Origin of the sequence: Vibrio sp. (genome assembly GCF_050299255.1) — a bacterium.
GTDB lineage: Bacteria > Pseudomonadota > Gammaproteobacteria > Enterobacterales > Vibrionaceae > Vibrio.
Map to the genome: position 1 here is coordinate 20,172 of NZ_JBNKVP010000003.1, position 26,805 is coordinate 46,976.

Consider the following 26,805-nt stretch of genomic DNA (forward strand, 5'->3'; position numbering starts at 1 on the left):
TCGGTTAGGGTTAAACTGGAACTTCTTCTCGACGCAGCATTTCGCCCGCCAGCGCCAGGTAAGCTTTCGCTCCGGCAGAGTACTTGTCATAGTACATTGCTGGCTTACCATGGCTGGGCGCTTCCGCCAGCCGTACATTGCGAGGAATCACAGTACGGTAGACTTTATCGCCAAAATGCTTTTTCAGTTGATCGGACACTTCATTGGCCAGCCGGTTGCGCGGGTCATACATGGTGCGAAGCAAACCTTCAATTTTCAGGTTGTCGTTCACTACCGCGGCCAGTTTGCTAATGGTATCCATCAGAGCAGTTAAACCTTCCAGAGCAAAATATTCACATTGCATTGGCACCAGGACAGAATCCGCCGCCGCCATTGCATTGATTGTAAGGAGATTCAACGAAGGAGGACAATCGATAAAGATGAAATCATAGTTATCGCGAACTGAAGCCAGGGCATTTTTCAGCCTGACTTCGCGGGCAAACACTTCCATTAACTTGATTTCTGCAGCGGTCACATCGCCATTGGCGGCAATCAGGTCGTACTTGCCACTGGTGGTCTGACAAACGACCTGCTCAAATGGGGTATCTTCAACCAACAGATCGTAAGCGGTGGCTTCCACCATGTATTTATCGACGCCGCTGGCCATGGTAGCGTTGCCCTGCGGATCCAGATCAATCACCAGTACTTTACGTTTGGTCGCCGCCATGGACGCTGCCAAATTGATACAGGTTGTTGTTTTGCCGACCCCACCTTTCTGGTTGGCGATTGCTACAATTTTTCCCACGTTTGCCTCGCTATTTGTCGTGACCCGATAAGATTACTAGATGACGCTCACCTTCAAGCTCAGGAACGGTCAAAGATATGATCTCAATCACATCGCTCCAGGCGGGTAACTGGTCTATCTCATCGGTTGGACGCTGACCTTTCAGGGCCAAAAACAGGCCATTTTCCGGCTTGGGAAGATGATGACACCACTCAAGCATATCTGTCATCGACGCAAAAGCGCGACTTAGAACACCATCAAACTTTTGCTCAGGCTGAAACTCTTCTACCCGGCTCTGAACCGGGGTGACATTGTTGAGCTTCAGGTCATGCACCACCTGTTTGAGAAAACGGACCCGTTTACCCAAACTGTCCAGCAGCACAAACTCCGCATCAGGGTTCATGATCGCTAATGGGATGCCTGGCAAGCCGGGGCCGGTGCCCACATCGATAAAACGCTGGCCATTCAGATGTGGACTGACCACGATACTATCAAGAATATGGCGAGTCAGCATCTGCTCAGGGTCGCGTACTGAGGTCAAATTGTAGGCTTTGTTCCATTTATTCAACAACTCGACATAGCCGAGCAGTTGTTGTTTCTGATGTTCCGTTACCTGCAGTTCAGTCTGGCTTAACAGGTCATCTAATCGCTGGCGCAAACGGCTCATAAGGCTTCCTCACCTTTTTTCAGCAGACCGTGCTTTTTCAGGTGCACCAGCAAAATTGAAATCGCCGCCGGGGTAATACCGGAAATCCGTGACGCGATACCTATGGTTTCTGGTTTGGCCTGATTCAGTTTCAGCACCACCTCATTGGAGAGGCCTTTGACCGCCTGATAGTCCAGGTCTAGTGGCAACTTGGTATGCTCATGGCGCAATGATTTTTCGATCTCGTCCTGCTGACGCTTGATGTAGCCTTCGTATTTGACCTGAATTTCAACCTGCTCTGCCGCCTGAGGATCATCCAGTGGCGGGGCAAACGCCTCCAGTTGAGTCAACTGGGCATAGGTCATTTCGGGCCGGCGCAACAGATCTTCACCGCTGGCTTCCCGCACCAGTGGCGTTTTCAGCAATGAATTCAGCTGTTCGACTCCGGCTGACTGAGGGTTGATCCAACTGCTGGCCAGTCGCTGACGCTCCTGCTCCATGTGATCAATCTTCTGGTTGAAGCGCGCCCAACGCGCGTCATCGACCAGCCCCAGCTGACGGGCTTTTTCCGTCAGGCGTAAGTCGGCATTGTCTTCCCGCAGCAACAAACGGTATTCCGCACGCGAGGTAAACATCCGGTACGGTTCCAGTGTACCCATCGTCGACAGGTCGTCGATCAGCACACCCATATAGGCCTGGTCACGACGTGGACTCCAACCCTCTTTGTCCTGGCTGTAAAGACTGGCGTTGAGACCGGCCATCAACCCCTGGGCGGCGGCTTCTTCGTAACCTGTGGTGCCATTAATCTGGCCGGCAAAGAACAGCCCCTGAACAAACTTGGTTTCATAAGTCTGTTTCAGATCGCGGGGATCAAAATAATCGTATTCGATCGCATAGCCTGGCCGGACGATATGAGCGTTGGCAAACCCGTTCATCGAGCGAACAATCTGAACCTGGACATCAAACGGCAGGCTGGTGGAGATGCCGTTCGGGTACAGCTCCTGAGTATCCAGTCCTTCCGGTTCGATAAAAATCTGGTGGCTGTTTTTGTCCGCGAAGCGCATCACTTTGTCTTCGATCGACGGACAGTAGCGCGGCCCGATCCCTTCAATCACACCGGCATACATTGGGCTGCGATCCAGGTTATTACGGATCACTTCATGGGTCTGCTCATTGGTGTGAGTGATGTAACACGGGATCTGGCGCGGATGTTGATCGCGGGATCCCATGAAGGAAAATACCGGTGTCGGGTTGTCACCGTGCTGGACACCGAGCTGACTGAAATCGACACTGCGGGCATCAATTCTCGGTGGGGTACCGGTTTTCAGACGATCAACCCTAAACGGAAGATCCCGTAACCGGTTCGCCAACGCGATCGACGGTGGATCGCCGGCTCGGCCACCGGCAAAGTTTTCCATACCGATATGGATCTTACCGCCCAGGAAGGTGCCGACCGTCAAGACCACCGCTTTGGCGCGGAATTTGAGTCCCATCTGAGTGACCACTCCGGTCACGCGATCCTGCTCAACGATCAGATCGTCTACCGATTGTTGGAACAGGGTCAGATTGTCGGTGTTCTCCAGCGTGTGACGAACATAGGCTTTGTACAGGGCACGGTCCGCCTGAGCACGTGTCGCACGGACAGCCGGTCCTTTGGATGCATTCAGAGTTCGGAATTGAATACCTGCATGATCAATCGCCTGGGCCATTAAGCCGCCCATGGCGTCCACTTCTTTAACCAGGTGACCTTTGCCGATCCCGCCAATGGCCGGGTTGCAAGACATCTGACCCAGGGTGTCGATATTGTGGGTTAACAGAAGTGTCTTTTGCCCTGTCCGTGCTGATGCAAGTGCAGCTTCCGTTCCTGCATGTCCGCCTCCGACAACAATAACGTCAAAAGATTCGTGATAGAGCATGAACTGACCTCAGCTATTCAATAGATTCGATGCACAAGATAAAAGAGCCGCATTTTACCTGCTTTATCGGGGTGTGAAAATTATTTTCTCGTTTTTCCATCAGACGGGATCGATATAAATATATATAAGATCTCTATATAGATCTTTTATTGGATCTATTATTAAGGGCGAGTGGATCTGTGGATAACCATCAAATGATCAACAAGATCATGGATCTTAAGACGATCAATTCATGTGATCATTCGTTGATCTATGCTGGGATTAGCTGGGATCAAAATCGATGGTTATGCACAGGGCCTAATGAGCCTAAAGGTTGTCCTTTGGATAACTAAAGGAAGATCACCGGATATCATTGTTTTTATCCACAGCTCAATTGATGAATAAAGCAGCAGTTAACTTGTAATGACAATGGAAAGCGGACCACTTGGAAAGTTGTCAGGCTGGTGAATCAGCCTGACGGGAGAGGAAAAGTGGACTTTAGAACTTATCCAGGTGCTGGTTGAGCCACTGTTCGGCGGCGTCTTCCGGGACCGAATGACTCAGCACATCGATGGTGAAGCAGTCGGTCAGCGGCGTGGCACCGATGTCGGCCAGCAAGTCATAAGCATGTTTACCCGCGGCACAGAAAGTGTCATAGCTCGAATCGCCAATCGCGATCACCGCGTAGCGCACCTCGGCCATTTTCGGCGGGGTGGCCTGCAGGGCATGAATAAACGGCTGAATATTGTCCGGGTATTCGCCTGCGCCATGGGTAGAGGTGATGATCAGCCAGGTGCCTTGGGCCGGAATGTCGGCTAATACTGGCTGATTGTGAATCGTGGTCTCTTTTCCCTGCGCCTGCAGAAGGTCACTGAGGTGATCTCCGACGTATTCGGCGCCGCCCAATGTACTGCCTGTGATGATGTGAATCATATAAACCCCGATGATTTCGTGTTGAACGAAAGAAGTGATTAATCGACTTGGTGTAGAAGAATACAGGGGTAAGTTGTGGATAGTAAAGTAACAGATCATCTGGTGGTTGAATTGGTGAGGATCCTGTCTGTGGACAAGCTCATCCACAGCGATGATCGCCGCAGTGGTGATCTTAAACGGTGACCGTGGGCTATTTGACCTGCGAACCAGGCGCGAAAACCAAAACTGAGCGAAGCTGGGAAGGGCAGGCTAAGAGCACAATGACTCTTAGCCAATACGGTTATTTACCGATACAGAATGAAGAGAATATCCGTCCTAACAGATCGTCGGAACTGAATTCCCCGGTAATCTCATTCAGGTGCTGCTGGGCAATGCGCAGTTCTTCGGCCAGAATTTCTCCTGCCATAAAGCCTTCCAGCTGTTGCTGGCCAATGTCCAGGTGTTCTGCGGCCCGCGCCAGGGCGTCCAGGTGGCGACGGCGGGCCATAAAGCCGCCTTCGCTGCTGCCGGCATAGCCCATGCACTGTTTGAGGTGATCGCGCAGTGCCTCCACGCCCTGACCGGTTTTGGCGGACAGGCGGATCAGGGTCGGGTGGTTGACGTGACATATGCCCAGCGTCTCTCCGGTTTGATCCACTTTGTTGCGGATCACCGTCATGCCGATATTGTCTGGCAGCCGGTCAACGAAATCGGGCCAGATCTGCAACGGATCGGTGGCATCGGTGGTGGTACCATCCACCATGAATAGCACCCGATCGGCCTGTCGGATCTCGTCCCAGGCGCGTTCAATACCGATTTTTTCCACTTCGTCCGCTGCGTCGCGCAGTCCGGCGGTATCGATAATGTGCAGTGGCATACCGTCGATGTGGATATGCTCCCGCAGCACGTCACGGGTGGTACCGGCGATATCGGTGACGATGGCGGTCTCTTTGCCGGACAATGCATTGAGCAGGCTGGATTTACCGGCATTCGGTCGGCCGGCGATAACCACTTTCATTCCTTCGCGCATCAGGGCGCCCTGATTGGCTTCGCGCCTGACTGCATCCAGGTTATCGATGATGGTCTGTAGATCGGCCGCCACTTTGCCGTCGGCAAGAAAATCGATCTCTTCTTCCGGGAAGTCGATGGCGGCTTCGACATAGATTCTCAGATGGATGAGAGATTCCACCAGGGTCTGAATTCGTTTCGAGAACTGGCCCTGCAGCGACTGTAAAGCTGATTTGGCCGCCTGTTCTGAACTGGCGTCGATCAGGTCGGCAATTGCTTCCGCCTGGGTCAGGTCCATCTTATCGTTGAGAAAGGCGCGCTCGGAGAATTCCCCTGGCCTGGCCGGGCGCACGCCGGGAATGGTCAGGATGGATTTGATCAGCATATCGATGACCACAGGACCGCCATGGCCCTGCAGCTCAAGGACATCTTCCCCGGTAAATGAGTGCGGATTAGGAAAATAGAGCGCGATGCCCTGGTCGAGCTCAGTGCCGTCTTGCGCGCGAAACGGCAGGTATTCCGCGTAGCGCGCTTTGAGGCTCTTACCGGTCAGCTGACGGGCAACTTCCGCGGCTTGCGGGCCGGAGACCCGGATAATGCCCACCCCTCCGCGTCCCGGAGCCGTCGCTTGTGCGACTATGGTATCTGTAGTCATAGAATTGCCTATTGAGCGAGGTGGACACGCTTGTGGCCACCAGAAATAACAACTAGCTGAATTGTAATCAGCCAAAAGCAAAAAGGCGACCCTTGGGCCGCCTTTGAATGCTGTTCCAGACCTATTTGCTGTGCAGGCCTTTTTTCTCCAGCGACTTGTAAATCAGGGTCTGCTGGATCAGCGTCACGATGTTCGACACCAACCAGTACAGTACCAGCCCTGACGGGAAGAACAGGAAGAAGAAGGTGAACATCAACGGCATGAAGGTCATGATCTTCTGCTGCATCGGATCGGTCACTGTCGTTGGGCTCATTTTCTGGATCATAAACATACTTGCACCCATCAACAGTGGCAGTATGTAGTATGGGTCCTGGGCTGAAAGGTCATGAATCCAGCCGAAGAAAGGTGAGTGACGTAGCTCGACCGATTCCATCAGTGCCCAGTAAAGAGCGATGAAGATTGGCATCTGCAGGAACAGCGGCAGACAGCCACCCAGCGGATTCACTTTCTCTTTCTTATACAGCTCCATCATTTCCTGGCTCATACGCTGGCGGTCATCGCCGATGCGTTCACGCATGGCCTGCAGTTTAGGTTGCAGCATACGCATTTTCGCCATCGAGGTGTATTGCGCTTTGGTCAGCGGGTACATAGCACCACGGACGATAAATGTCAGCACAATGATCGCGATACCCCAGTTAGAAACAAAGCTCTGGATAAACGACAGCAGGCTGTGAAGAGGTTTAGCGATAAACCATAACCAACCGTAGTCAACTACCAAGTCCAGGTTTGGTGCGACAGCGGCCATGGCGTCCTGTAGCTTAGGACCTACCCAAAGCGTTGCGGTCAGGGAAGCTGAAGCGCCGTCGGCGATGGTTTGATTCGGCATGCGGACACCGATATCGCCCAGGTTGCCGATCACTCGGGTGTACAGGCTGCTGCCAGGTGCGTTACGAGGGATCCAGGCTGAGGCAAAGTAGTGCTGGATCATCGCTGCCCAACCTTGGCCATTTGGCAGGTTCAGCGACAGGTTACGATCCTGCATTTCGTCGAAGCCGTATTTCTTATAACGCGTCTCTTCAGTTGAGTAGGCACCGCCACGGTAGGTTGGCATCGTGATGCTGCCGCCATCGTCCATCAGGTTCTGGCGCAGGTGGGCATACATACCAAAGGTCGCATTGTTGCCGGAGTTGTTGACGACATCGTACTTAACGTCGATGGCGTAGCTATCACGTTTAAGGATAAACGTTTTGGTGTAGCTCAGGCCATTGGCGCTGTATGTCATCGGAATGCGCAGTTCGTCCTGACCGTCGGCCATGTTGAAGCTGTCGGCGCTGACGTTGTAGTTCGGACGGTTATTGCTGCTCAGGTCGATGCCCTGTGGACCGACCAGGCCGCTCTGGGCGATAAATTGGTGGCCCTGCTCGTTTTTCAGCATCACAAACGGCTGGTCTGAATCCAACTCATCTGAGTACTGGTTCAGCTTGGCAGACACAATGTCACCGCCTTGTGTGTCGATTGCCAGCGTCAACACGTCGGTTGTCACTGTGATCGTTTTGGCTGCTGCTGGTTGGCCCGGGGCCGGGTCTAACTCATCAGCTAGGGATGGCGCTGATAGCGTATTGCTAGATTGTGCCTGCTCAACCGCTTGTGGTGCTGGATTCTTTGCAACTTGCCATTGTTGATACAGCAAGAAAGAAACCAGTGCCAGTGCGATTAACAGGATATTACGTTGAGAATCCATCGTTATTTATCTCTGTCTTGTTTCTGGACTGGTGGAACGGGGTCATAACCCCCTTCATTCAAAGGGTGGCATTTTAATAGACGTTTGCCTGATAACCAACACCCTTTTACAAAACCGTGCGCTTTGAGGGCTTCTAGAGCATACGCAGAACACGTTGGCGTGAACCGACAACGAGGCCCAATCAGCGGACTAATCAGCCAGCGATACAGGTGAACTAGCCCGATGGCTAGCCACGTGAGGGGCGAGACAGGCGATGCCATAATTTATCAAAAAGCTTGAACAGTTCATCATTGCTCAGATTCTGGGCACTTTTCTTGGCGATTACCACAAAATCTTTATTGGGTAACTGGTGCTGTTTGAGACGAAAGCTTTCCCGAGCCAGGCGCTTGAAGCGATTTCGGCCCACGGCGGTTTTTATCTGTTTTTTAGGTACAGCTAAGCCAAGTCTGGGATGCGTCAGAGTGTTGTTGCGAGCAATAATGGTGAAATGAGGGGAGCCAGCACTGTGTGCTTGCTGGAAGACGGTTTGATAATGCTCGGGAGTTAACAAACGTAACTCCCGATTAAACGCGTACGTGTTCAAAATAAATTAATTATTTTGATAGGCGCGCACGGCCTTTTGCACGACGTGCGTTGATTACTTTACGACCGTTCTTAGTCGCCATGCGAGCACGGAAGCCGTGAGTACGCTTGCGCTTCAGAACTGTAGGTTGAAAAGTGCGTTTCATGATAATTACCTTTACTGATCAGTAGTTTTAGGTCAATGTTAACCCGGCGTGGGCACTCTGTTCTGCTTTATTTGACTAAAGAGAACCACCGACGCCTCTCAACAAAGAGGCGGAATTGTAATCACAGTCACATAAAGTGTCAATCACTGAAGTGCTGTGCAATTCCGGCCGGGCGATTATACGTAGTGTGAGTAAAATCTCAAGGATCTTACGATCCGATGAAAAGATCGTTACTCGATTCCTACCTGACGTAAGAATTTCTGTAAGCGGGGATCCTGTGGATGATTAAAAATATCCTGTGGAGAACCCTGCTCAACAATCTGGCCTTCGGCCATAAAGATCACCCGGTCTGCCACTTCTTTGGCAAACTGCATTTCATGGGTGACCACCAACATAGTCTGGTGCTGGGTTGCCAGTCGTTTCATCAGCGCCAATACTTCGCCGACCCACTCGGGATCCAGCGCTGAGGTCGGTTCGTCAAACAGCAGTAGTTCCGGTTGTAGTGCCATGGCACGACCGATCCCCACCCTTTGCTGCTGGCCGCCGGAAAGCGCAGACGGATAGCTGTCGCCTTTCTCACCCAGACCGATGTCGTCCAGGATTTGCTGCGCTTTTTCCAGCGCCTGTGCTTTTTTCCAGCCCCTTACCGTGATCAGACCCTCCGCGATGTTCTGTCGCGCAGTCATATGGGCAAACAGGGCGTAGTTCTGGAATACAAAACCGGTCTTGCGTCGTAGCGCCAGCACTTCGGCCTTGGTGTGGTTCTGGCTGTCGACACAGACATCGTCGACACAGATGCTGCCGCGGTCGGCGGTTTCCAGGAAATTCACGCAGCGCAGCAGGGTGGATTTGCCGGTGCCGCTGGAGCCGATCACCACGATGATTTCGCCCTGATTGATCGAAAGATCGATGCCATTCAGAACAGCAGTGGTGCCAAAGCGTTTATGAATATTGGTCAGTTTAATCATCGTACATAGGCCTTATTCAGTTTGGCTTCCGCCCAAATCTGCACCCGGGTCAGAATCACCACCACTCCCCAGTAGATCAGCGCGACCGCCAGGAAAGCCTCAAAGAAACGGAAACTGGAGGACGCTTCCATCTGGGCTTTGGCCATAATCTCTGCCACGCCCAGGGTAAACGCCAGTGAGGTGGATTTGATCATGTCGATGAAGTAGTTCATCAGCGAGGGCAGGGCAACGCGGGTTGCCTGCGGCAGTATGATGCGGCGCATCGCCTGGGCGGTGGTCATGCCGACCGACAGGCTGGCTTCCATCTGGCTGCGGTCGACGCCGATGATGGCGGCCCGAATACTCTCGGCCTGATAAGCGGCAAAGTGCAGCGTTAAGCCGATCACGGCAGCGCTGAATGCATCGATCCCGACCAGTAACGGAAATATTTGCGGCAAGCCGTAATATAGCAGGAATAGCTGCACCAACAACGGTGTGCCGCGAAAGAAACTGATGTAGAGCTGGCTGAGCTGATCCAGCAGCGGAACTTTAAACACACGGATATTGGCCAGGATAACGGCCAGGATCAATGAAAACAGCAATCCCCAGGTCGCCATTTCCATGGTGGTGCCGAGATATTTGAGCAGGATCGGCATCAGCTCCATCATGTAGTTAAAGTCAAAGCCCATAAACTTACCTTAAATGAAAAGAAAAGGTGGAACTGTTAATTCCACCTTTTGCGACTGTTCTTTGGCGAGTGCGCGAATTACTTAGTGATATCCGCGTCGAACCACTTCTCAGAGATGCGCGTTAGCGTACCATCTGCGCGCATTTCTGCCAGTGTTTTATTCACTTCTGCCTGCAGTTGGCGGCCTTTTTCATTGTCGACAAATGGCCAGGCGTTCTGGATGGTTTCGAACGGTTCGCCGGCTAGCTGCAGTGGCAGACCGGTTTTCTTGATCAGCTCCAGCGTTGACAGACGGTCCATGATAAACGCATCCGCGCGGCCCAGTGCCACATCGTGCTCAATACCCGTGTCATAGGTTTTGATGTTGATCTTGCCGTCTTTGTCGTAGCTGCGCAGCAGTTGCTCGAAGTTCGAGCCCAGGTTCACTGCCACGGTTTTGCCGTACAGATCTTCAATGCTATTGATACTGTCGTTGCCTTTACGCACGGTGATCTGAGCGCCGTCGATTACATACGGGTCTGCGAACAGGTATTTGGCCTGACGCGCTTCGGTAATGGTAATCTGGTTCGAGATGGTGTCGATTCGGCCGGTTTCCAGCAGACCAAACAGACCGGAGAAGTTTGCAGTGACGTATTCCACGTTGTAATCGTTACGCTTGCCGATCTCGTCCCACAGATCCACTTCAAAGCCTTGCAGTTTGTCCTGTTTAACGAAAGTAAACGGGAAGTAACGTCCTGACATGCCCACTTTGACGTCGGTCGCCGCTTGCACGCTGGCAGCAGATAGTACAATTGCTGCAACTGCAGCCTTAAACCAGTGTTTCATAATGCATCTCCTTGTAATTATGGAACGGAATACTACTGTTATTCCTGACAATTAGATAAATAACTTACAGCAATATTCTATAGTGATGGGGAATAAGAGTAGGGGGCTGAGCGCTGGATCAACATTCTTGTTTGTCACCAGTTTGATCGACAACTATTCACAGAGTTATCACCAGAGTGAGGATCCTGGCCAAAACGACCTATCTGGGATCAATGTGTGGGTAATAGTGGGGCAAGGTGTGGGGATCCAAACAATAAAAGCGGAAATATTGTGAATAACTTAGATCTTATTCACTGACTGGACGATCAATTGCTGGCGATCTTGGTTATCAACAGGTAAAATTGCCAATCTTTTCAGATCAATGACTTTGTGAGGGCAACGTGTCATCTTCGCTTTGGTTGCAGTGTATGCAACGGCTTCAAGAAGAGCTTCCAGCTACCGAATTCAGTATGTGGGTCAGACCGTTACAAGCGGAGCTCAATGACAATACCCTTACTCTGTTTGCGCCTAACCGTTTTGTGCTCGACTGGGTGCGCGACAAATACCTGAATAGTATCAACCGGTTGCTGCAGGAGTATTGCGGCAACGATATCCCCAGTCTGCATTTTGAAGTTGGCAGTCGCCGGGTGGCGACACCAAAGCAGGCACCAAGCCGCACTCCAGCCGATCTGGCGGCCGAGTCCTCGGCGCCGGCCCAACTGCAGGCGCGCAAACCGGTGCACAAAACCTGGGATGACGATCCGGCCGCGCTGGCGGAAATCAACTACCGTTCCAACGTCAACCCGAAACACAAGTTTGATAACTTTGTCGAGGGTAAATCGAACCAGCTTGGCCTGGCTGCGGCCCGTCAGGTGGCGGATAATCCGGGTGGCGCGTATAACCCGCTGTTTCTGTATGGCGGCACCGGTTTAGGCAAAACCCACCTGTTGCAGGCCGTTGGCAATGCCATCGTCGATAACAAGCCCAACGCCAAAGTGGTCTACATGCACTCTGAGCGTTTCGTGCAGGATATGGTGAAAGCGCTGCAAAACAACGCAATTGAAGAGTTTAAGCGTTACTATCGTAGTGTGGATGCGCTACTGATCGATGATATTCAGTTCTTTGCCAATAAAGAGCGCTCTCAGGAAGAGTTCTTCCACACCTTTAACGCACTGTTGGAAGGCAACCAGCAGATCATCCTGACTTCAGACCGTTATCCAAAAGAGATCAACGGGGTAGAAGACCGGCTAAAATCCCGCTTTGGTTGGGGCTTGACCGTTGCGATCGAACCGCCGGAGCTGGAAACCCGGGTCGCGATCCTGATGAAAAAAGCGGAAGACCACCAGATCCACCTGGCCGACGAAGTGGCGTTTTTTATCGCCAAACGACTGCGGTCCAATGTTCGTGAGCTGGAAGGTGCGCTGAACCGGGTGATCGCCAACGCCAACTTTACCGGCCGTCCGATCACCATCGACTTTGTCCGTGAAGCGCTGCGCGATCTGCTGGCGCTGCAGGAAAAGCTGGTGACGATAGACAACATCCAGAAGACGGTGGCGGAGTACTACAAGATCAAAGTGGCCGATCTGCTCTCCAAGCGCCGTTCCCGTTCGGTTGCCCGACCGCGTCAGCTGGCGATGGCATTAGCCAAAGAGCTGACCAACCACAGCCTGCCGGAAATCGGTGACGCATTTGGTGGCCGTGACCACACCACAGTACTGCACGCCTGTCGTAAAATAGAACAGCTACGGGAAGAGAGCCACGATATCAAGGAAGATTACTCGAACTTGATTCGGACCCTTTCTTCGTAATTGTCGCGTTTGCGAGTATGCTAAACCCATTCGCCTAACCAAAGCTGAGAAAAGAGCCAAATATGAAATTTAGCGTTGAGCGTAGTCATCTTCTGAAACCTCTACAGCAGGTCTCCGGCACTTTAGGTGGTCGACCAACTTTACCGATTCTGGGTAACCTGTTACTCAAAGTCGATCAGGGCGAGTTGTCGATGACCGCCACCGACCTGGAAGTGGAACTGGTGAGCCGACTGGCACTGGAAGGCGACTTTGAAGCGGGCAGCGTGACAGTACCGGCGCGCAAGTTACTGGATATTTGCCGTGGACTGCCGGATGACGCCGTGATCACTCTGGTGCTGGAAGGTGACCGGGTGCAGCTGCGTTCTGGGCGTAGTCGCTTCTCTCTGGCGACTTTGCCGGCCAGTGATTTCCCGAATATCGAAGACTGGCAGAGCGATATCACGATAACCCTCAGTCAGGCAGAGCTGCGCAACCTGATCGAGAAAACCCAGTTTTCCATGGCCAACCAGGATGTACGCTATTTTTTGAATGGCATGCTGTTTGAAATCGATGGCAGTACGCTGCGCAGTGTCGCCACCGACGGCCACCGAATGGCGGTAGCCCAAACCGAACTGGACGCGGAATTTGCCCAGCAACAGATCATCGTGCCACGTAAAGGGGTACTGGAACTGGTCAAACTGCTGGATGCCCCGGAACAACCGGTTGAGTTACAGATCGGCAGTTCCAACCTGCGCGCCAGTGTGAATAATTTCGTGTTTACTTCTAAGCTGGTGGATGGTCGTTTCCCCGACTACCGCCGGGTACTGCCGCAGAGTACTAACAAAACGCTGCAGGCGGGCTGTGATGAACTGCGTCAGGCCTTTTCCCGTGCTGCGATCCTGTCGAACGAGAAATTCCGTGGCGTCAGGGTGAACCTGGCCGGGGAAGAGATGCGTATTACCGCCAACAACCCGGAGCAGGAAGAAGCGGAAGAGATGCTCGACGTTCAGTTTGACGGCGAGCCGATCGAAATCGGCTTCAACGTCAGCTACGTACTGGATGTGCTCAACACGCTGCGCTGTGACTCGGTACAGGTATCGATGTCCGACGCTAACGCCAGTGCGCTGATTGAAAACGCTGAGGACGACAGTGCCATGTACGTGGTGATGCCGATCCGACTCTAGCATGCCGCTCTCACGTTTAGTCATTCAGCAATTTCGCAATATTAAAGCCTGTGATATTCGTTTATCCGCAGGCTTTAACTTTCTTATCGGCCCCAATGGCAGTGGCAAAACCAGCGTGCTGGAAGCCATCTACCTGCTTGGCCACGGCCGCTCATTCAAAAGTACCCTGACCGGCCGGGTGATTCAAAACGAGTGCGATCAGCTGTTTGTCCATGGCCGGATATGTGACTCGGCAGACGGTTTTTTGAACTCGGACCAATTTGAGCTGCCAATTGGCATTAATAAGCAGCGTGATGGCTCAACAGAGGTTAAAATAGGCGGTCAGTCCGGGCAAAAGCTGGCGCAGCTAGCCCAGGTCATGCCACTGCAGTTGATCCACCCGGAAGGGTTTGAACTGCTGACCGACGGCCCCAAGCACCGCCGGGCATTTATCGACTGGGGGGTATTCCACAGTGAAAGCGCCTTTTATGATGCCTGGGGACGCTTCCGGCGTTTGAACAAGCAGCGCAATGCCTTGCTGAAGACGGCGCGCAGTTATCGTGAACTCAGTTACTGGGACCAACAACTGGCGACGCTGGGGGAACAAATCAGTCAGTGGCGGGCCGATTATGTGGCACAATTAAAGCCGGCCGCGGAGGCCATATGTCAGGCGTTTTTGCCGGAATTTGCTATCCAGCTCAGTTATTACCGAGGCTGGGACAAACAGACGCCGTATCAGGACATCCTGGCCAGCAATTTTGAGCGCGACCAGTCGCTCGGCTACACATTCAGTGGTCCCAATAAAGCGGATCTGCGCATTAAGGTCAATGGCACGCCGGTGGAAGACGTGTTGTCGCGCGGACAATTGAAATTGATGGTGTGCGCACTGCGGGTCGCGCAGGGCCAGTTACTGACGGAAAAGACCGGCAAACAGTGCATCTATCTGATAGATGACTTTGCCTCTGAATTAGACAGCCAACGTCGCAAGCGATTAGCGGATTGCTTGACCGAGACGGGGGCTCAAGTTTTTGTAAGCTCTATAACGGCCAGCCAAATTGCTGATATGCAAAATGAAAATGGCAAGATGTTTCATGTGGAACATGGCACAATAGAGTCAATATAAATAGTGGAAGATAACTCATGTCTGAAAATTACGATTCATCGAGTATTAAAGTACTGAAGGGTCTGGACGCGGTGCGTAAGCGTCCGGGAATGTACATCGGCGACACAGATGATGGCACCGGTTTACACCACATGGTTTTCGAAGTGGTGGATAACTCTATAGATGAAGCGTTGGCGGGTCACTGTAAAGATATCGTGGTCACCATACATGAGGATAACTCGGTGTCTGTCAGCGATGATGGCCGTGGTATTCCGACTGAAATGCACTCTGAAGAGAACGTGTCAGCGGCCGAAGTGATCATGACGGTACTGCACGCCGGCGGTAAGTTCGACGATAACTCGTACAAAGTCTCCGGTGGTCTGCACGGGGTAGGGGTTTCGGTAGTCAACGCGCTATCAAAGCAAGTGACACTGACCATCCATCGTGGCGGCCATATCCACACCCAAACCTATCATCACGGTGAACCGCAGGCACCGCTGGCGGTTGTGGGTGACACGGACAAAACCGGTACCATGATTCGTTTCTGGCCGAGTGAACAGACGTTCACCAACACCGAATTCCACTACGACATCCTGGCGAAGCGTCTGCGTGAACTGTCGTTCCTGAACTCCGGCGTCTCTATCAAGCTGATCGACGAACGCGAAGAAGATAAACAGGACCACTTCATGTATGAAGGGGGCATCCAGGCGTTTGTTGAACACCTTAATACCAACAAGACGCCGATCATCGAGAAAGTGTTCCACTTCAACTCGGAGCGTGAAGACGGCATCGCGGTCGAAGTGGCGATGCAGTGGAACGATGGTTTCCAGGAAAACATCTACTGCTTTACCAACAACATTCCGCAGCGTGATGGTGGTACCCACCTGGCCGGTTTCCGTGCCGCACTGACTCGTACCCTGAACTCCTTTATGGACAAAGAGGGCTTCTCCAAGAAGGCGAAAACCGCGACATCCGGTGATGACGCTCGTGAAGGCCTGACCGCGGTCATTTCGGTGAAAGTACCGGATCCAAAATTCTCCAGCCAGACCAAAGACAAACTGGTGTCGTCAGAAGTGAAGTCGGCGGTAGAGTCGATCATGGGCGAAAAACTGTCCGAGTACCTGGTGGAGCACCCAGCCGAAGCCAAAACGGTGTGTGGCAAAATTATCGATGCAGCCCGTGCCCGTGAAGCGGCGCGCAAAGCGCGTGAAATGACCCGTCGTAAAGGCGCGTTAGACCTGGCGGGCCTGCCAGGTAAGCTGGCAGACTGTCAGGAAAAAGACCCTGCGCTGTCTGAACTCTACATAGTGGAGGGTGACTCGGCAGGCGGCTCCGCAAAACAAGGCCGTAACCGTAAGAATCAGGCGATTCTGCCGCTGAAAGGTAAGATCCTGAACGTAGAAAAAGCCCGTTTCGACAAAATGCTTTCGTCTCAGGAAGTGGCCACACTGATCACCGCACTGGGTTGTGGTATCGGCCGCGATGAGTACAACCCGGATAAACTGCGTTACCACAACATCATCATCATGACCGATGCGGACGTCGATGGTTCGCACATCCGCACCCTGCTGCTGACCTTCTTCTACCGTCAAATGCCGGAACTGATCGAGCGTGGCTACGTTTATATCGCTCAGCCACCGCTGTACAAAGTGAAAAAAGGTAAGCAAGAGCAGTACATCAAAGATGAAGACGCGATGAACCAGTATCAGGTCGCTCTGGCACTGGACAACGCTGCGCTGCACGTCAACGCGGATGCTCCGGCTCTGGCGGGTGAAGCGCTGGAGAAACTGGTGCAGCAATACAATGCCGGTATCAAGCTGGTGGAGCGCATGAGCCGCCGCTACCCATATGCGATGCTGCATGAACTGATCTACTCGCCGCGACTGACCGCGGAACAGTGTCAGGATGCCGCACAGGTGGACAGCTGGACCAAGCAGTTGGTTGAGCAACTGAACAGCAAAGAAGTGGGTGCCAGCCAGTACAGCTATGAAGTTGAACAACATGCTGAACTGGGCCTGAACCTGCCAAAGATCATCGTCCGTACCCACGGTGTCAGCCATGAATACGCGCTCAGCATCGACTTGATCGGCTCGAAAGAGTACGGCAAGCTGGCGGATCTGTCTGAAGCGCTGGACGGTCTGGTGGAAGACGGCGCCTACATCAAGCGTGGTGAACGGACTCAGCCGGTCAGTAACTTCGTTGAAGCGCTGAACTGGCTGATCAAAGAGTCGCGTCGTGGCCTGACTACCCAGCGCTACAAAGGTCTGGGTGAGATGAACCCGGATCAGCTGTGGGAAACGACCATGGACCCGGAAACCCGTCGCATGATGCAGGTAACCATCGAAGATGCCGTCGGCGCAGACCAGCTGTTTACCACTCTGATGGGCGACCAGGTTGAGCCGCGTCGTAACTTCATCGAAGAGAATGCGCTGAAAGTCGCCAACCTGGACGTCTAGTCCGGCTGAGTTCGCCGGTGGGTTCCGGCGTTAAACTAGCGCTTTGATTATCGTGAAAGCACCCTTTTGGTTTCAAAGGGTGCTTTTTTATTGCCGGTCTGAAAAATTGTCTTGCCGGGCTTGAAAGTGATTTTTCTGCCCTTATATCTGGTTATGAAGAGGATGCCATTAGGGCCTCTGCAACGTTTGTCCGAAGCGGTTGAGATAACCCGACAACGGAAAACACCCATTTGATTGATCCCGGCCTGTCCACTATGGAAGGCGAGTGGATTCGGTTCGTTCAACCATTACTGAGCGAACGCTATTGCTTAGTTGAAGAGGATAGATTTATGCGTAATGTTGATTTCTCACCTTTGTACCGTAATGCCATCGGGTTTGACCGTCTGCTTAATCTGATGGAAGCCAACGGAGCAAAAAACAGCTCGGCCGGTTACCCGCCTTACAATATCGAACAGCACGATGACCATCACTACCGTATCACCATGGCGGTGGCGGGTTTTTCTGAGCAGCAGCTGGAATTGACCCAGAAAGAGAACCTGCTGATCGTTCGCGGCGAACGTAAAGCGGAAGAAGGTAAGAATTATGTCTACCAGGGCATTGCCGAGCGCGACTTTGAGCGTAAATTCCAGTTGGCTGACTACGTCAAAGTGACCGGTGCCAGTATGGAAAATGGCTTACTGCACATCGACCTGGAGCGAGAGATCCCGGAAGCGATGCAACCGCGTAAAATCGCCATCAATGGTCAGAAGCTGATCGACGGTTAATCGTCAATAGAGTGAAATTGCAAAGAGCGCCTATCGGCGCTCTTTTTGATCGTGCTGCGATGGTTACTCGCCGCTCTGGTAGGCCTGCATGACCTCTTCGGCAATAATAGCGATCCCTTTCTGCATCAGCTCATCATCCTGCACATAGTTCATTCTCAGGCACTGGTGGGCATGGTCCCATTCATCCTGTTGGCCGATAAAGAAAAATTCGCCGGGCACGATCAGCACTCCGCGCCGTTTCAGCCGTTGGTACAGTTCCATGGTGGTAATGGGCAGTTGATCGAACCACAACCAGAGGAACATCGCCCCTTCGGGCTTGTGAATACGAAAACGCGGATCGTCAATGGCCTGCTGCAACAGGCTGACCGCCCGCTGTGATTTCTGCTGGTAGAAAGGTTTGATCACCTCGCTGGAGAGCTGCAGCAAATCGCCCTGTACAATCATACGATGGGCGATGGCCGGGCCGATGCTGCCGGGCGCCAGGCTGATGATGCCGTTCATATTGGTCAGTGCCTGGGTGATGGCTTCACTGGCGATCACAATACCACAGCGCACACCCGGCAGGCCCAGTTTCGACAGGCTCATGCACAAGATGGTGTTGTCGTTCCAGAACGGTTCAACATCTTCGAAAATGATGTTGGGAAACGGCACGCCGTAGGCGTTGTCGATAATCAGTGGAATGTTGTGTTGACGCGCCAGCCGGTCGAGTTTATGGATTTCCTCGTCCGTCAGCACGTTGCCGGTCGGGTTGGTCGGCCGGGAGGCGCAGATCGCCGCGATGCTGTCATCGACCTGCAGCTGTTCAAAATCAACGTGATATTTAAACAGACCATTGTCGAGCAGCTCTATTTCCGGGTGATAGGAGACGAAAATGTCTTCATCAATGCCGGCATCGCCGTAACCGATATATTCCGGTGCCAGAGGCAACAGAATTTTCTTATGGCTGCCGTCTGGCTGCTGGCCGGCCAGCAGATTGAACAGGTAGAAAAAGCCACACTGACTGCCGTTGGTCAGGCTGATATTTTTTTCACTGATCTCCCAGCCGTAGGTGTCGCGCAGCAGCTTGGCCAGGGATTTGACCAGTACATCTTTGCCCTGCGGACCATCATAGTTGGTCATGGCGGCGACCAGTTCGCCGTCGGCCAGCATCGCTTCGCTGGTCTGGCGGAAATAGTCGACCATTTCGGGGATTGCCGCCGGGTTACCGCCGCCGAGCATGATCGCCCCTGGGGTGCGCAAGCCGTCGTTTAAATCATCCATCAGCCGGGTGATACCGGAGTACTGGTTAAATTTTTCGCCGAATTTAGAAAACTGCATAAGAAGAAAACCCTGTTCTGACTCTGTTTATTATAGTGTGGGGGAAGGGCCAGCTTGGCTGGTCAGTTAAGCTATTGCTGACCTTACCTGAATGGGCTACACAGATAAACCCCAATTTGGTGCAAGCAGGATAGAAAAAGCCCGATGCACAGGCATCGGGCTTTCAGTTATCTCAGTGACGCCGTGGTCTATTTTTGCAACAGCGAAATATCGGCAATTTGCAGGAACAGGTTGCGCAGCTGGTTCAGCAGTGTCAGACGGTTGAGCTTGAGCGCTTCGTCGTCGGCCATCACCATCACGTTGTCAAAGAAGGCATCGACCGGTTCGCGCAGGTCGGCCAGCTTGCTCAGCGCCTGCTGATAGTCGCCGGTCGCGAAGGCCGGCTCCAGCGCTTCAGCCATCACAGTGACGTTTTCCGCCAGGGCTTTTTCCGCGTCTTCCTGCAACAGGGCCAGGTCGATATCTTCAGCCAGCTCGCCGTCGAATTTAGCCAGAATGTTGCCTACCCGTTTGTTGGCTGCCGCCAGCGATTCTGCGGCATCCAGACCACGGAAGTGCGAAACTGCTTTAACGCGCTGGTCAAAGTCGGCCGGTTTGGTCGGATGACGCGCCAGTACCGCCTGGATGATGTCGACACTGAAGCCTTCGTCCTGGTACCAGGCACGGAAACGACCCAGCATAAACTCGATCACGTCCTGCTCAACCTTGTCGTTGCTCAGCTTGGCACCGAACAGCATTTTCGCTTCACGGACCAGATCGACCAGATCCAGCTTGTAACCGTACTCGACGATGATACGCAGCACACCCAGCGACGCGCGGCGCAGCGCGAACGGGTCGGAGCCTTTCGGTGCCTGACCGATACCAAAGATACCGACCAGGGTATCCAGCTTGTCGGCCATCGCCACGGCCGAAGAAACGCCGTCTGTCGGCAGCGCATCACCGGCAAAGCGTGGCATGTACTGCTCATTCAGGGCTACCGCAACCTGCTCGTCTTCACCATCGTGGCGGGCGTAGTGCATGCCCATTACCCCTTGGGTGTCGGTAAATTCAAACACCATAGAGGTCATCAGGTCACACTTGGCCAGCAGGCCAGCACGGGTCGATTTCTCCACGTCGGCGCCAATCTGTTTGGCAATGTAACCCGCCAGCGCGGCGATACGATCGGTCTTGTCTTTGATGGTCCCGAGCTGCTTCTGGAAGATGGCATTTTCCAGTTCCGGCAGGCGGTCGATCAGCGGACGTTTACGGTCGGTGTTGAAGAAGAACTCCGCGTCTGCCAGACGGGGACGAACCACTTTTTCGTTACCTTCGATAACGTGGCGTGGCTCTTTCGATTCGATGTTGGACACAAAGATAAAGTTGGGCAGCAACTGGTTGTTTTCGTCGTAAACCGGGAAGTACTTCTGGTCACCTTTCATGGTGTAAACCAGCGCTTCGGCCGGCACTTTGAGGAACTCTTCTTCGAACTTGGCGGTCAGTACCACTGGCCATTCCACCAGCGAGGTCACTTCTTCTACCAGGTCGTCTTCCAGGTCGGCAACGCCACCCACTGCCGCCGCGGCTTTCTGCGCGTCGGCAATGATGATCGCTTTACGCGCTTCGTAGTCAGCCATCACTTTACCGCGTTCCAGCAGAAGCTCTGGATATTGCTCAGCAGAGTCGATAGTGAATGCCTGCTCACCCATAAAGCGGTGACCACGAATCGTGCGATCGGATGCAACGCCCAGAATCTCACCTTCGATCAGGCTGTCACCCATCAGCATGGTCAGGGTTTTCACCGGACGAATGAATTGGGTCTCTTTATCGCCCCAGCGCATCGGCTTGGCGATCGGCAGGTTGGCCAGCGCTTTCGCCGCCAGATCTGCGATGATGTCAGCGGTATCCTGGCCTTTCACTTCCTGTTTAAACAGCAGCCATTCGCCTTTGTCGGTTTTCAGTCGCTCAGCCTGTTCCACGGTAATGCCGTTACCGCGGGCCCAGCCCTGAGCGGCTTTGGTCGGATTGCCGTCGGCGTCGAATGCCACCGCGATGGCCGGGCCACGTTTTTCCACTACTTTGTCGGCCTGGCCTTCTGCCAGAGCGGCGACTTTCAGCGCCAGGCGGCGTGGAGCGGCATACCATTTGATGCCCTCGTGAGCCAGTTCGGCATTTTTCAGTTCAGCAGCAAAGTTAGCGGCAAAGGCTTCCGCCAGCGTGCGCAACTGCGTCGGTGGCAGCTCTTCGGTACCCAGTTCAATCAGAAACTCTTTTGCCATCTTATTTCTCCTCATCCTTTTTGCACATTGGGAAGCCGAGGGCTTCGCGTGATGCGTAGTACGCTTCGGCAACTGACTTGGTCAGGTTGCGGATACGCAGGATGTAGCGTTGACGCTCGGTTACTGAGATGGCTTTGCGGGCATCCAGCAGGTTAAAGGCGTGACCGGCTTTCAGAATGCGCTCGTAAGCGGGCAGTGGCAGGGGCTTTTCCAGCTCCAGCAGGTGCTTACACTCTTTTTCACACTGGTCAAAGAAGCTGAACAGGAAGTCAACATCGGCGTGTTCGAAGTTGTAAGTCGACTGCTCCACTTCGTTCTGATGGAAGATATCGCCGTAAGTGACTTTGCCGCCATCCGGTGCGATGTTCCACACCAGGTCATAAACAGAATCCACGCCCTGAATATACATCGCCAGACGTTCAATACCGTAAGTGATCTCGCCGGTAACCGGTTTGCACTCCAGGCCACCCACTTGCTGGAAGTAGGTAAACTGGGTGACTTCCATACCGTTTAGCCAAACTTCCCAGCCCAGACCCCAGGCACCCAGAGTCGGGTTTTCCCAGTTATCTTCCACGAAACGGATATCGTGGACTTGTGGGTCGATACCCAGCACTTCCAATGAACCCAGGTACAGCTCCTGGATATTGTCCGGTGATGGCTTGATGATCACCTGGAACTGGTAGTAGTGCTGAAGACGGTTAGGGTTTTCGCCGTAACGGCCATCGGTTGGTCGACGAGATGGCTGCACATAAGCGGTCGCGATTGGCTCAGGGCCAAGTGCACGTAAGCATGTCATTGGATGAGAGGTACCGGCACCCACTTCCATATCTAATGGTTGAACAATGGTGCAGCCTTGTTGGGCCCAATAATCCTGCAGCGCGAGGATCATACCCTGAAAGGTTTTGATGTCGTATTTTTGCATAGTCAGCTTCGCGCGATTCTTCTGTCTAAAGTGATAAAAAATAACAATCAAGTATACCCAGTTCTGTTCGATGGTAGTAGCGCAAATCTTGATTAATTGCTGGCCAATGCTTGAGTTAAGGGCAAATTTTTCGCTTTAGCCGACAAGTTTGCCGAAAAAGCGCGGTTTTCGTCGCTTTAGTGCTTGAGCTTTGCGCAGCGGCACCTTAAAATGCGCCGGTCTTTGGGGAGTAGCTTATTGTTCAAACCAGCCGGTAAGAACGATTCGTCCGTCAACATAATTGGTGCAAAATCACCATGGCGTTCGAGACTTGAAGCCTTTCGAGTTTAGCAAGACCTTAGACAAACATCGTGAACCGGGGTGGGGCGCGAGGTTTGTCTTTGGTTAATATAATTATCCCTGCCCTATCGAGCATGTCGTGAGCGTTATCGCAATTTCCATTACTACCGTTGCCCTGGCAGAGATCGGCGACAAAACCCAGTTGTTATCCCTGCTGTTAGCCAGCCGTTACCGTAAACCCGTGCCGATTATCGCGGCTATCTTCTTCGCTACTATCGCCAATCACGCACTGGCCGCCTGGTTGGGTGTGGTGGTGGCCGATTATCTCTCGCCGCAAACGCTGCAGTGGGTGGTGGTGGCCAGTTTTGCCGCCATGGCTGCCTGGGTGCTGATTCCGGACAAAATGGACGATGATGAACAGATCTCCAACCGGGGACCGTTTATTGCCAGTTTCATTGCGTTTTTTGTCGCTGAAATCGGCGATAAAACCCAGATCGCCACTTCTATCCTTGGCGCCCAATATGCCGATGCGCTGGTTTGGGTCGTGCTGGGGACCACGATAGGTATGCTGCTGGCGAACGTGCCTGTGGTGGTGATCGGTAAGCTGTCTGCAGACCGGATGCCACTGGCGCTGATTCGCAAGGTCACCGCGGCGCTGTTTGTCGGCCTGGCCATTGCGGCGGCGATGTTTTAATTGCCTCTGTCGAAAAGCTGTTGATTCGGTATGAATTGCGTGACCGCTGACCTATTCGTCTGGTCGGGCTCATGCTAATTTTAATACTAGACATAGTGACCGGGAGGACACTGAGATGCTGACACGTTATACGGGTATGACGGCAAAAAGTCAGAGTTATCTTTTCACTTTTGGCTTGGCTCTGACGCTGCTGGGTATGGCACTGACCGATATGTGGTTACCTATGGTGGCTGGGGCAATTATCCTGGCCGGACTGGCGGTGGAAGCTTGGATCCGGGTCGCGCACATTATCCCGATGCATGAGGAGATGAGGGCGATGAAAAAACAGCTCAACCAACTGCAATCTGAATTGCGCAATATCGAATACGATCAATAGTAAAACGGCTGCCAATGGCAGCCGTTTGTCCTGTTATTCAACCCCTTTCCTGATCAAGTACAGGTAGGGCTTCTGATCGGTTTTTGCTGCCACTAGCTGGTGGTCCATAAAGCGACAAAAGCTGGGGATGTCCCGGGTCGTGGACGGATCGTCTGCTTTCACCAGCAGCACCTCGCCATCTTGCATATTTCGTATAGTCTTCCTGACCATCATGACTGGCTCTGGGCAGCGTAATCCCTCTGCTTCCAGGGTATGGTTGGCCAATTCAGGATTAAAGGTCATGGTGTACTCTGATTTGTCTGTTTTGAGGCCTTGATAATACCGCCGAAGAAAAAATATTCAATAACCCCTTGGCAAAGCGATCAATTTGTTTTAACTTAGTTAACAAGTTGGTAACAAATGAGGTGCAAATTATGTTAACAGCTCTGGATAGACTGACCATCTACTCGGTTCTCTGTTTGATTTCATTTTGTGCACTCGTATTACGTTCTCCAGCAGAAGCGACGTTGACACCGCTGTTTGGTGTAGCGGCAACGGTCGTAGGGATTTGGCTCGAGATGCACCGCTGGCAAGGTGGATCTGAAGAGCAAGAGAATTAACGCATTTGCAATACTACGCTCAATTACATTCCGACACTATCCCCATTTTTCTTGGGCTTCCCCGCTGAAAGGCGGGATTTTTTTTATCTGAAATCTGCGTTTTCCACCATCAGTGTCAGTGAAGCCGACGCGCATGTGTGCTAGGAATAGAGGCTGTTCAAATTAGCGTAAGAGCACATCCATATGGAACTCGAAGACATCTATCGCCGCGACCTGAATCTGCTGATCGCACTGCGGGTACTGATTGAGGAGAGCAGTGTCAGCCGGGCGGCAACCAGACTGAACCTCAGCCAGTCGGCGATGAGCCGGGTCTTGGGCCGGCTACGCGAGTTACTCGGTGATCCCTTGTTTACCCGCCAAGGGCAGCGGCTGATCCCGACCGAGAAAGCTCGTGAAATTAACAGCGCGTTGGGTGAGCCGCTGGAATCACTGCGTCAGTTGTTGTCTCCGGCGGAGTTTGATCCGCGCAGTTGTGACCAGACCTTTACCATCGCCACCACCGACTACGCCATGCAGACCATTTTGCCGTTTGCGTTGCCGCGTATCTATCAGGAAGCGCCTCAGGTGTCGTTTAACTTCCAGCCGCTGCAGCATGACCGGCTGGCCGACCAGCTTACCCATCAGGGCGCGGACCTGGCCATCTGTCGCCCTACCGCCCCAGTTCATCCGCTGCGCAGTGAAGTGCTCGGCCGGGTCGGGGTGCTCTGTCTGCTGTCCAAACAGCATCCACTGGCGGATCAGCCGCTTAGTCTGACGGACTATCTGCGCTATCCCCATGCGATGATTGCCATTAGTGATGGAGTTAAGGCATTGATAGAGCAGGCGTTAGTCGATCAGCCTCCCTGTAAAATGGTGCTGCGTGCCTATCATCTGGAAGCCGCGCTGGCGATCGTCGATACCATGCCGCTGATCATTACCGTGCCCGCGGATCTGGCTTATCTGGTCGCGGAACGCCATCAGCTGGTGGTTAAGCCGCTGCCATTCCAGTTTACCCCGTTCGATTATCTGATGATCTGGCACCCACGCTGTGAACATTCCCCGGCGCAGGAGTGGTTAAGAGGCATTGTGAAGCAGGAGTGCAGCCGGTTGATCGCCAGGCGAATTGAAGCGATCAGGCTGGATTGAGCAGGGAAGCAGGAGCCAGTAGAAAGCTGGCTCCAAGGATAGATTACAGCTTGATTACTACCCGGCCGGTTACCTGGCCATTGGTGATGTCTTCAGCGTATTTAGGCGCGTCATGCAGCGAGATTTCAGTACAGGCTTGCTCAAAGTAGCTGACCGGCAGCAGCTCGACCAGTTTTTCCCAGGCCTGAACGCGTTTCTCGGTCGGGCACATGACCGAGTCGACTCCTTGCAAACGAACGTTGCGCAGAATAAACGGCATCACTGTGGTAGGCAGATCAAAGCCGCCCGCCAGGCCACAGGCCGCGACGGTACTGTTGTAGTCCATTTGCGCCAGCACCTTGGCCAGCACTTTGCTGCCGACGGTGTCGATGGCGCCCGCCCAGAGCTGTTTTTCCAGTGGTCTGGCCGGTGCTTCAAACTCACACCGGTCGATGATCTCGCTGGCACCGAGCTGTTTCAGTAGCGGACCATTCTGCTCCACCCGGCCAGTGACCGCGCTCACCTGGAAGCCCAGCTGACTGAGCAGCGTGACGGCCACGGAACCGACGCCACCACTGGCACCGGTCACCAGTACCGGTCCGGATTGCGGGGTGACGCCACCGTCCAGCAGTGCCTGAACGCAGAGCATGGCGGTAAAACCGGCGGTACCGACCATCATCGCCTGCTTGCTGCTCAGACCTTTAGGTAGCGGCACCAGCCAGTCGGCTCTCAGACGCGCTTTTTGCGCCATACCGCCCCAGTGATTTTCGCCGACTCCCCAGCCGGTCAAGACTACGTGGTCACCGGCCTGGTAGCGTTCATCGTCTGAACTGATCACAGTACCGGCCAGATCGATGCCCGGCACCATAGGGAAATTGCGGATGATTTTGCCTTTGCCGGTGATCGCCAGGCCATCTTTGTAATTTAGCGAAGTGTAGTCGACTGCCACCAGCACATCGCCTTCCGGCAGTTGGCTTTCGTCGATTTGCTGAATGTCAGCCTGGGTGCGTTTGTCTTCTAATTTGAGTAGCAGTGCATCGAACATGAGTATCTCCCAAGGTGTGCTGCGTTTAACGGGGTTTTAAATTAGTGTAGCGGCAGGGAGACTATGACTAAAATGAAACTTTAGCATTATATCTATGTGCATCACGCATTTGCGTCGGATGGCAAATAAAAAAGCCGGTCAGAGACCGGCTTTAA

Annotated in this window: 26 protein-coding genes; 9 read left to right on the forward strand and 17 right to left on the reverse strand. The window is 53.1% G+C overall.

All coding sequences use genetic code 11. From position 1 onward, the window contains the following. Nucleotides 1-10: 10 nt before the first annotated feature. The 12 genes from ACQY6F_RS01885 to ACQY6F_RS01940 all read right to left on the reverse strand — a co-directional run bounded on the left by ACQY6F_RS01885 (nt 11) and on the right by ACQY6F_RS01940 (nt 10,808). Nucleotides 11-784 (reverse strand): ParA family protein, encoded by a 774-nt coding sequence (locus tag ACQY6F_RS01885; RefSeq protein ID WP_428771884.1) that lies wholly within the window; start codon nt 782-784, stop codon nt 11-13. Nucleotides 785-794: 10 nt separating this feature from the next. Then, nucleotides 795-1,430: a 16S rRNA (guanine(527)-N(7))-methyltransferase RsmG gene (rsmG, locus tag ACQY6F_RS01890; protein WP_428771885.1), complete on the reverse strand. Its 636-nt coding sequence runs from the start codon at nt 1,428-1,430 to the stop codon at nt 795-797. Then, nucleotides 1,427-3,325: a tRNA uridine-5-carboxymethylaminomethyl(34) synthesis enzyme MnmG gene (mnmG, locus tag ACQY6F_RS01895; protein ID WP_428771886.1), complete on the reverse strand. Its 1,899-nt coding sequence runs from the start codon at nt 3,323-3,325 to the stop codon at nt 1,427-1,429. Before mnmG ends, rsmG begins: the two co-directional genes overlap by 4 nt. A gap of 477 nt (nt 3,326-3,802) precedes the next feature. Then, nucleotides 3,803-4,237 carry an FMN-binding protein MioC gene (mioC, locus tag ACQY6F_RS01900; RefSeq protein WP_428771887.1) on the reverse strand — a complete coding sequence of 145 codons (435 nt, stop codon included), beginning with the start codon at nt 4,235-4,237 and terminating at the stop codon, nt 3,803-3,805. Nucleotides 4,238-4,517: 280 nt separating this feature from the next. Next, nucleotides 4,518-5,879: a tRNA uridine-5-carboxymethylaminomethyl(34) synthesis GTPase MnmE gene (mnmE, locus tag ACQY6F_RS01905; protein ID WP_428771888.1), complete on the reverse strand. Its 1,362-nt coding sequence runs from the start codon at nt 5,877-5,879 to the stop codon at nt 4,518-4,520. Between the two features lie 121 nt (nt 5,880-6,000). After that, entirely contained in the window at nt 6,001-7,620 is a 1,620-nt protein-coding gene (gene yidC / locus ACQY6F_RS01910) for a membrane protein insertase YidC (RefSeq protein WP_428771889.1), read from the reverse strand. A gap of 2 nt (nt 7,621-7,622) precedes the next feature. Continuing rightward, nucleotides 7,623-7,880 (reverse strand): membrane protein insertion efficiency factor YidD, encoded by a 258-nt coding sequence (gene yidD / locus ACQY6F_RS01915; protein WP_428771890.1) that lies wholly within the window; start codon nt 7,878-7,880, stop codon nt 7,623-7,625. Continuing rightward, nucleotides 7,847-8,203 (reverse strand): ribonuclease P protein component, encoded by a 357-nt coding sequence (rnpA, locus tag ACQY6F_RS01920; protein WP_428771891.1) that lies wholly within the window; start codon nt 8,201-8,203, stop codon nt 7,847-7,849. The genes yidD and rnpA overlap by 34 nt, the downstream gene beginning before the upstream one ends. A 10-nt stretch (nt 8,204-8,213) precedes the next feature. Next, a complete protein-coding gene (gene rpmH, locus ACQY6F_RS01925) occupies nt 8,214-8,348 on the reverse strand; it encodes a 50S ribosomal protein L34 (RefSeq protein WP_005378825.1) in 135 nt (44 codons plus the stop codon). A 230-nt stretch (nt 8,349-8,578) separates the two neighbouring features. Further along, on the reverse strand, nt 8,579-9,316 hold the full coding sequence (locus ACQY6F_RS01930) for an amino acid ABC transporter ATP-binding protein (RefSeq protein ID WP_428771892.1): 738 nt from the start codon (nt 9,314-9,316) through the stop codon (nt 8,579-8,581). After that, on the reverse strand, nt 9,313-9,984 hold the full coding sequence (locus ACQY6F_RS01935) for an amino acid ABC transporter permease (RefSeq protein WP_428771893.1): 672 nt from the start codon (nt 9,982-9,984) through the stop codon (nt 9,313-9,315). The genes ACQY6F_RS01930 and ACQY6F_RS01935 overlap by 4 nt, the downstream gene beginning before the upstream one ends. 77 nt (nt 9,985-10,061) lie before the next feature. Beyond that, nucleotides 10,062-10,808, reverse strand: a complete 747-nt coding sequence (locus tag ACQY6F_RS01940; protein ID WP_428771894.1) for an amino acid ABC transporter substrate-binding protein — start codon at nt 10,806-10,808, stop codon at nt 10,062-10,064. Between the two features lie 380 nt (nt 10,809-11,188). Here ACQY6F_RS01940 and dnaA point away from each other — a divergent pair, with 380 nt between their 5' ends. The 5 genes from dnaA to ACQY6F_RS01965 all read left to right on the forward strand — a co-directional run bounded on the left by dnaA (nt 11,189) and on the right by ACQY6F_RS01965 (nt 18,059). Further along, on the forward strand, nt 11,189-12,595 hold the full coding sequence (gene dnaA / locus ACQY6F_RS01945; RefSeq protein WP_428771895.1) for a chromosomal replication initiator protein DnaA: 1,407 nt from the start codon (nt 11,189-11,191) through the stop codon (nt 12,593-12,595). Between the two features lie 62 nt (nt 12,596-12,657). Continuing rightward, a complete protein-coding gene (dnaN, locus tag ACQY6F_RS01950; protein WP_428771896.1) occupies nt 12,658-13,758 on the forward strand; it encodes a DNA polymerase III subunit beta in 1,101 nt (366 codons plus the stop codon). 1 nt (nt 13,759) lies between these two features. Further along, on the forward strand, nt 13,760-14,860 hold the full coding sequence (gene recF, locus ACQY6F_RS01955) for a DNA replication/repair protein RecF (RefSeq protein WP_428771897.1): 1,101 nt from the start codon (nt 13,760-13,762) through the stop codon (nt 14,858-14,860). Between the two features lie 17 nt (nt 14,861-14,877). Next, entirely contained in the window at nt 14,878-17,295 is a 2,418-nt protein-coding gene (gene gyrB / locus ACQY6F_RS01960; RefSeq protein WP_428771898.1) for a DNA topoisomerase (ATP-hydrolyzing) subunit B, read from the forward strand. 329 nt (nt 17,296-17,624) lie between these two features. Next, on the forward strand, nt 17,625-18,059 hold the full coding sequence (locus ACQY6F_RS01965) for an Hsp20 family protein (RefSeq protein ID WP_428771899.1): 435 nt from the start codon (nt 17,625-17,627) through the stop codon (nt 18,057-18,059). Nucleotides 18,060-18,122: 63 nt separating this feature from the next. On the opposite strand, the gene ACQY6F_RS01970 is transcribed toward ACQY6F_RS01965, so the two are convergent. The 3 genes from ACQY6F_RS01970 to glyQ form a co-directional block, all read right to left on the reverse strand. Further along, the gene (locus ACQY6F_RS01970; protein WP_428771900.1) at nt 18,123-19,376 is read right to left on the reverse strand and encodes a valine--pyruvate transaminase; all 1,254 of its coding nucleotides are present in this window, start codon (nt 19,374-19,376) and stop codon (nt 18,123-18,125) included. Nucleotides 19,377-19,564: 188 nt separating this feature from the next. Beyond that, complete coding sequence (gene glyS, locus ACQY6F_RS01975; RefSeq protein WP_428771901.1) at nt 19,565-21,631, reverse strand: glycine--tRNA ligase subunit beta; 2,067 nt, start codon at nt 21,629-21,631, stop codon at nt 19,565-19,567. Nucleotide 21,632: 1 nt separating this feature from the next. Next, nucleotides 21,633-22,553 (reverse strand): glycine--tRNA ligase subunit alpha, encoded by a 921-nt coding sequence (gene glyQ, locus ACQY6F_RS01980; RefSeq protein WP_428771902.1) that lies wholly within the window; start codon nt 22,551-22,553, stop codon nt 21,633-21,635. Between the two features lie 418 nt (nt 22,554-22,971). On the opposite strand from glyQ, the gene ACQY6F_RS01985 reads away from it, so the two are divergent. Beyond that, nucleotides 22,972-23,526, forward strand: a complete 555-nt coding sequence (locus tag ACQY6F_RS01985; protein WP_428771903.1) for a TMEM165/GDT1 family protein — start codon at nt 22,972-22,974, stop codon at nt 23,524-23,526. A gap of 115 nt (nt 23,527-23,641) precedes the next feature. Then, nucleotides 23,642-23,902 (forward strand): hypothetical protein, encoded by a 261-nt coding sequence (locus ACQY6F_RS01990; RefSeq protein WP_428771904.1) that lies wholly within the window; start codon nt 23,642-23,644, stop codon nt 23,900-23,902. 33 nt (nt 23,903-23,935) lie between these two features. Here ACQY6F_RS01990 and tusA read toward each other — a convergent pair whose 3' ends face one another. After that, on the reverse strand, nt 23,936-24,184 hold the full coding sequence (tusA, locus tag ACQY6F_RS01995; RefSeq protein ID WP_428771905.1) for a sulfurtransferase TusA: 249 nt from the start codon (nt 24,182-24,184) through the stop codon (nt 23,936-23,938). 131 nt (nt 24,185-24,315) lie between these two features. On the opposite strand from tusA, the gene ACQY6F_RS02000 reads away from it, so the two are divergent. Together ACQY6F_RS02000 and ACQY6F_RS02005 are read left to right on the forward strand one after the other, a co-directional pair. Beyond that, nucleotides 24,316-24,501: a hypothetical protein gene (locus ACQY6F_RS02000; RefSeq protein WP_428771906.1), complete on the forward strand. Its 186-nt coding sequence runs from the start codon at nt 24,316-24,318 to the stop codon at nt 24,499-24,501. Nucleotides 24,502-24,684: 183 nt separating this feature from the next. Continuing rightward, complete coding sequence (locus tag ACQY6F_RS02005) at nt 24,685-25,626, forward strand: LysR family transcriptional regulator (protein ID WP_428771907.1); 942 nt, start codon at nt 24,685-24,687, stop codon at nt 25,624-25,626. 43 nt (nt 25,627-25,669) lie between these two features. On the opposite strand, the gene ACQY6F_RS02010 is transcribed toward ACQY6F_RS02005, so the two are convergent. Further along, a complete protein-coding gene (locus ACQY6F_RS02010; RefSeq protein ID WP_428771908.1) occupies nt 25,670-26,650 on the reverse strand; it encodes an MDR family oxidoreductase in 981 nt (326 codons plus the stop codon). Between the last annotated feature and the right edge of the window lie 155 nt (nt 26,651-26,805).

Coding starts and splice junctions, on each gene's coding strand:
- yidD (WP_428771890.1), bottom strand. CDS start 7,880: ATGGCATCGCCTGTCTCGCCCCTCACGTGGCTAGCCATCGGGCTAGTT.
- ACQY6F_RS02000 (WP_428771906.1), top strand. CDS start 24,316: ATGTTAACAGCTCTGGATAGACTGACCATCTACTCGGTTCTCTGTTTG.
- ACQY6F_RS02005 (WP_428771907.1), top strand. CDS start 24,685: ATGGAACTCGAAGACATCTATCGCCGCGACCTGAATCTGCTGATCGCA.
- ACQY6F_RS01940 (WP_428771894.1), bottom strand. CDS start 10,808: ATGAAACACTGGTTTAAGGCTGCAGTTGCAGCAATTGTACTATCTGCT.
- gyrB (WP_428771898.1), top strand. CDS start 14,878: ATGTCTGAAAATTACGATTCATCGAGTATTAAAGTACTGAAGGGTCTG.
- dnaN (WP_428771896.1), top strand. CDS start 12,658: ATGAAATTTAGCGTTGAGCGTAGTCATCTTCTGAAACCTCTACAGCAG.
- glyS (WP_428771901.1), bottom strand. CDS start 21,631: ATGGCAAAAGAGTTTCTGATTGAACTGGGTACCGAAGAGCTGCCACCG.
- yidC (WP_428771889.1), bottom strand. CDS start 7,620: ATGGATTCTCAACGTAATATCCTGTTAATCGCACTGGCACTGGTTTCT.
- ACQY6F_RS01935 (WP_428771893.1), bottom strand. CDS start 9,984: ATGGGCTTTGACTTTAACTACATGATGGAGCTGATGCCGATCCTGCTC.
- tusA (WP_428771905.1), bottom strand. CDS start 24,184: ATGACCTTTAATCCTGAATTGGCCAACCATACCCTGGAAGCAGAGGGA.
- ACQY6F_RS01990 (WP_428771904.1), top strand. CDS start 23,642: ATGCTGACACGTTATACGGGTATGACGGCAAAAAGTCAGAGTTATCTT.
- recF (WP_428771897.1), top strand. CDS start 13,760: ATGCCGCTCTCACGTTTAGTCATTCAGCAATTTCGCAATATTAAAGCC.
- ACQY6F_RS01930 (WP_428771892.1), bottom strand. CDS start 9,316: ATGATTAAACTGACCAATATTCATAAACGCTTTGGCACCACTGCTGTT.
- mnmE (WP_428771888.1), bottom strand. CDS start 5,879: ATGACTACAGATACCATAGTCGCACAAGCGACGGCTCCGGGACGCGGA.
- mioC (WP_428771887.1), bottom strand. CDS start 4,237: ATGATTCACATCATCACAGGCAGTACATTGGGCGGCGCCGAATACGTC.
- glyQ (WP_428771902.1), bottom strand. CDS start 22,553: ATGCAAAAATACGACATCAAAACCTTTCAGGGTATGATCCTCGCGCTG.
- ACQY6F_RS01965 (WP_428771899.1), top strand. CDS start 17,625: ATGCGTAATGTTGATTTCTCACCTTTGTACCGTAATGCCATCGGGTTT.
- rpmH (WP_005378825.1), bottom strand. CDS start 8,348: ATGAAACGCACTTTTCAACCTACAGTTCTGAAGCGCAAGCGTACTCAC.
- mnmG (WP_428771886.1), bottom strand. CDS start 3,325: ATGCTCTATCACGAATCTTTTGACGTTATTGTTGTCGGAGGCGGACAT.
- ACQY6F_RS02010 (WP_428771908.1), bottom strand. CDS start 26,650: ATGTTCGATGCACTGCTACTCAAATTAGAAGACAAACGCACCCAGGCT.
- rsmG (WP_428771885.1), bottom strand. CDS start 1,430: ATGAGCCGTTTGCGCCAGCGATTAGATGACCTGTTAAGCCAGACTGAA.
- ACQY6F_RS01970 (WP_428771900.1), bottom strand. CDS start 19,376: ATGCAGTTTTCTAAATTCGGCGAAAAATTTAACCAGTACTCCGGTATC.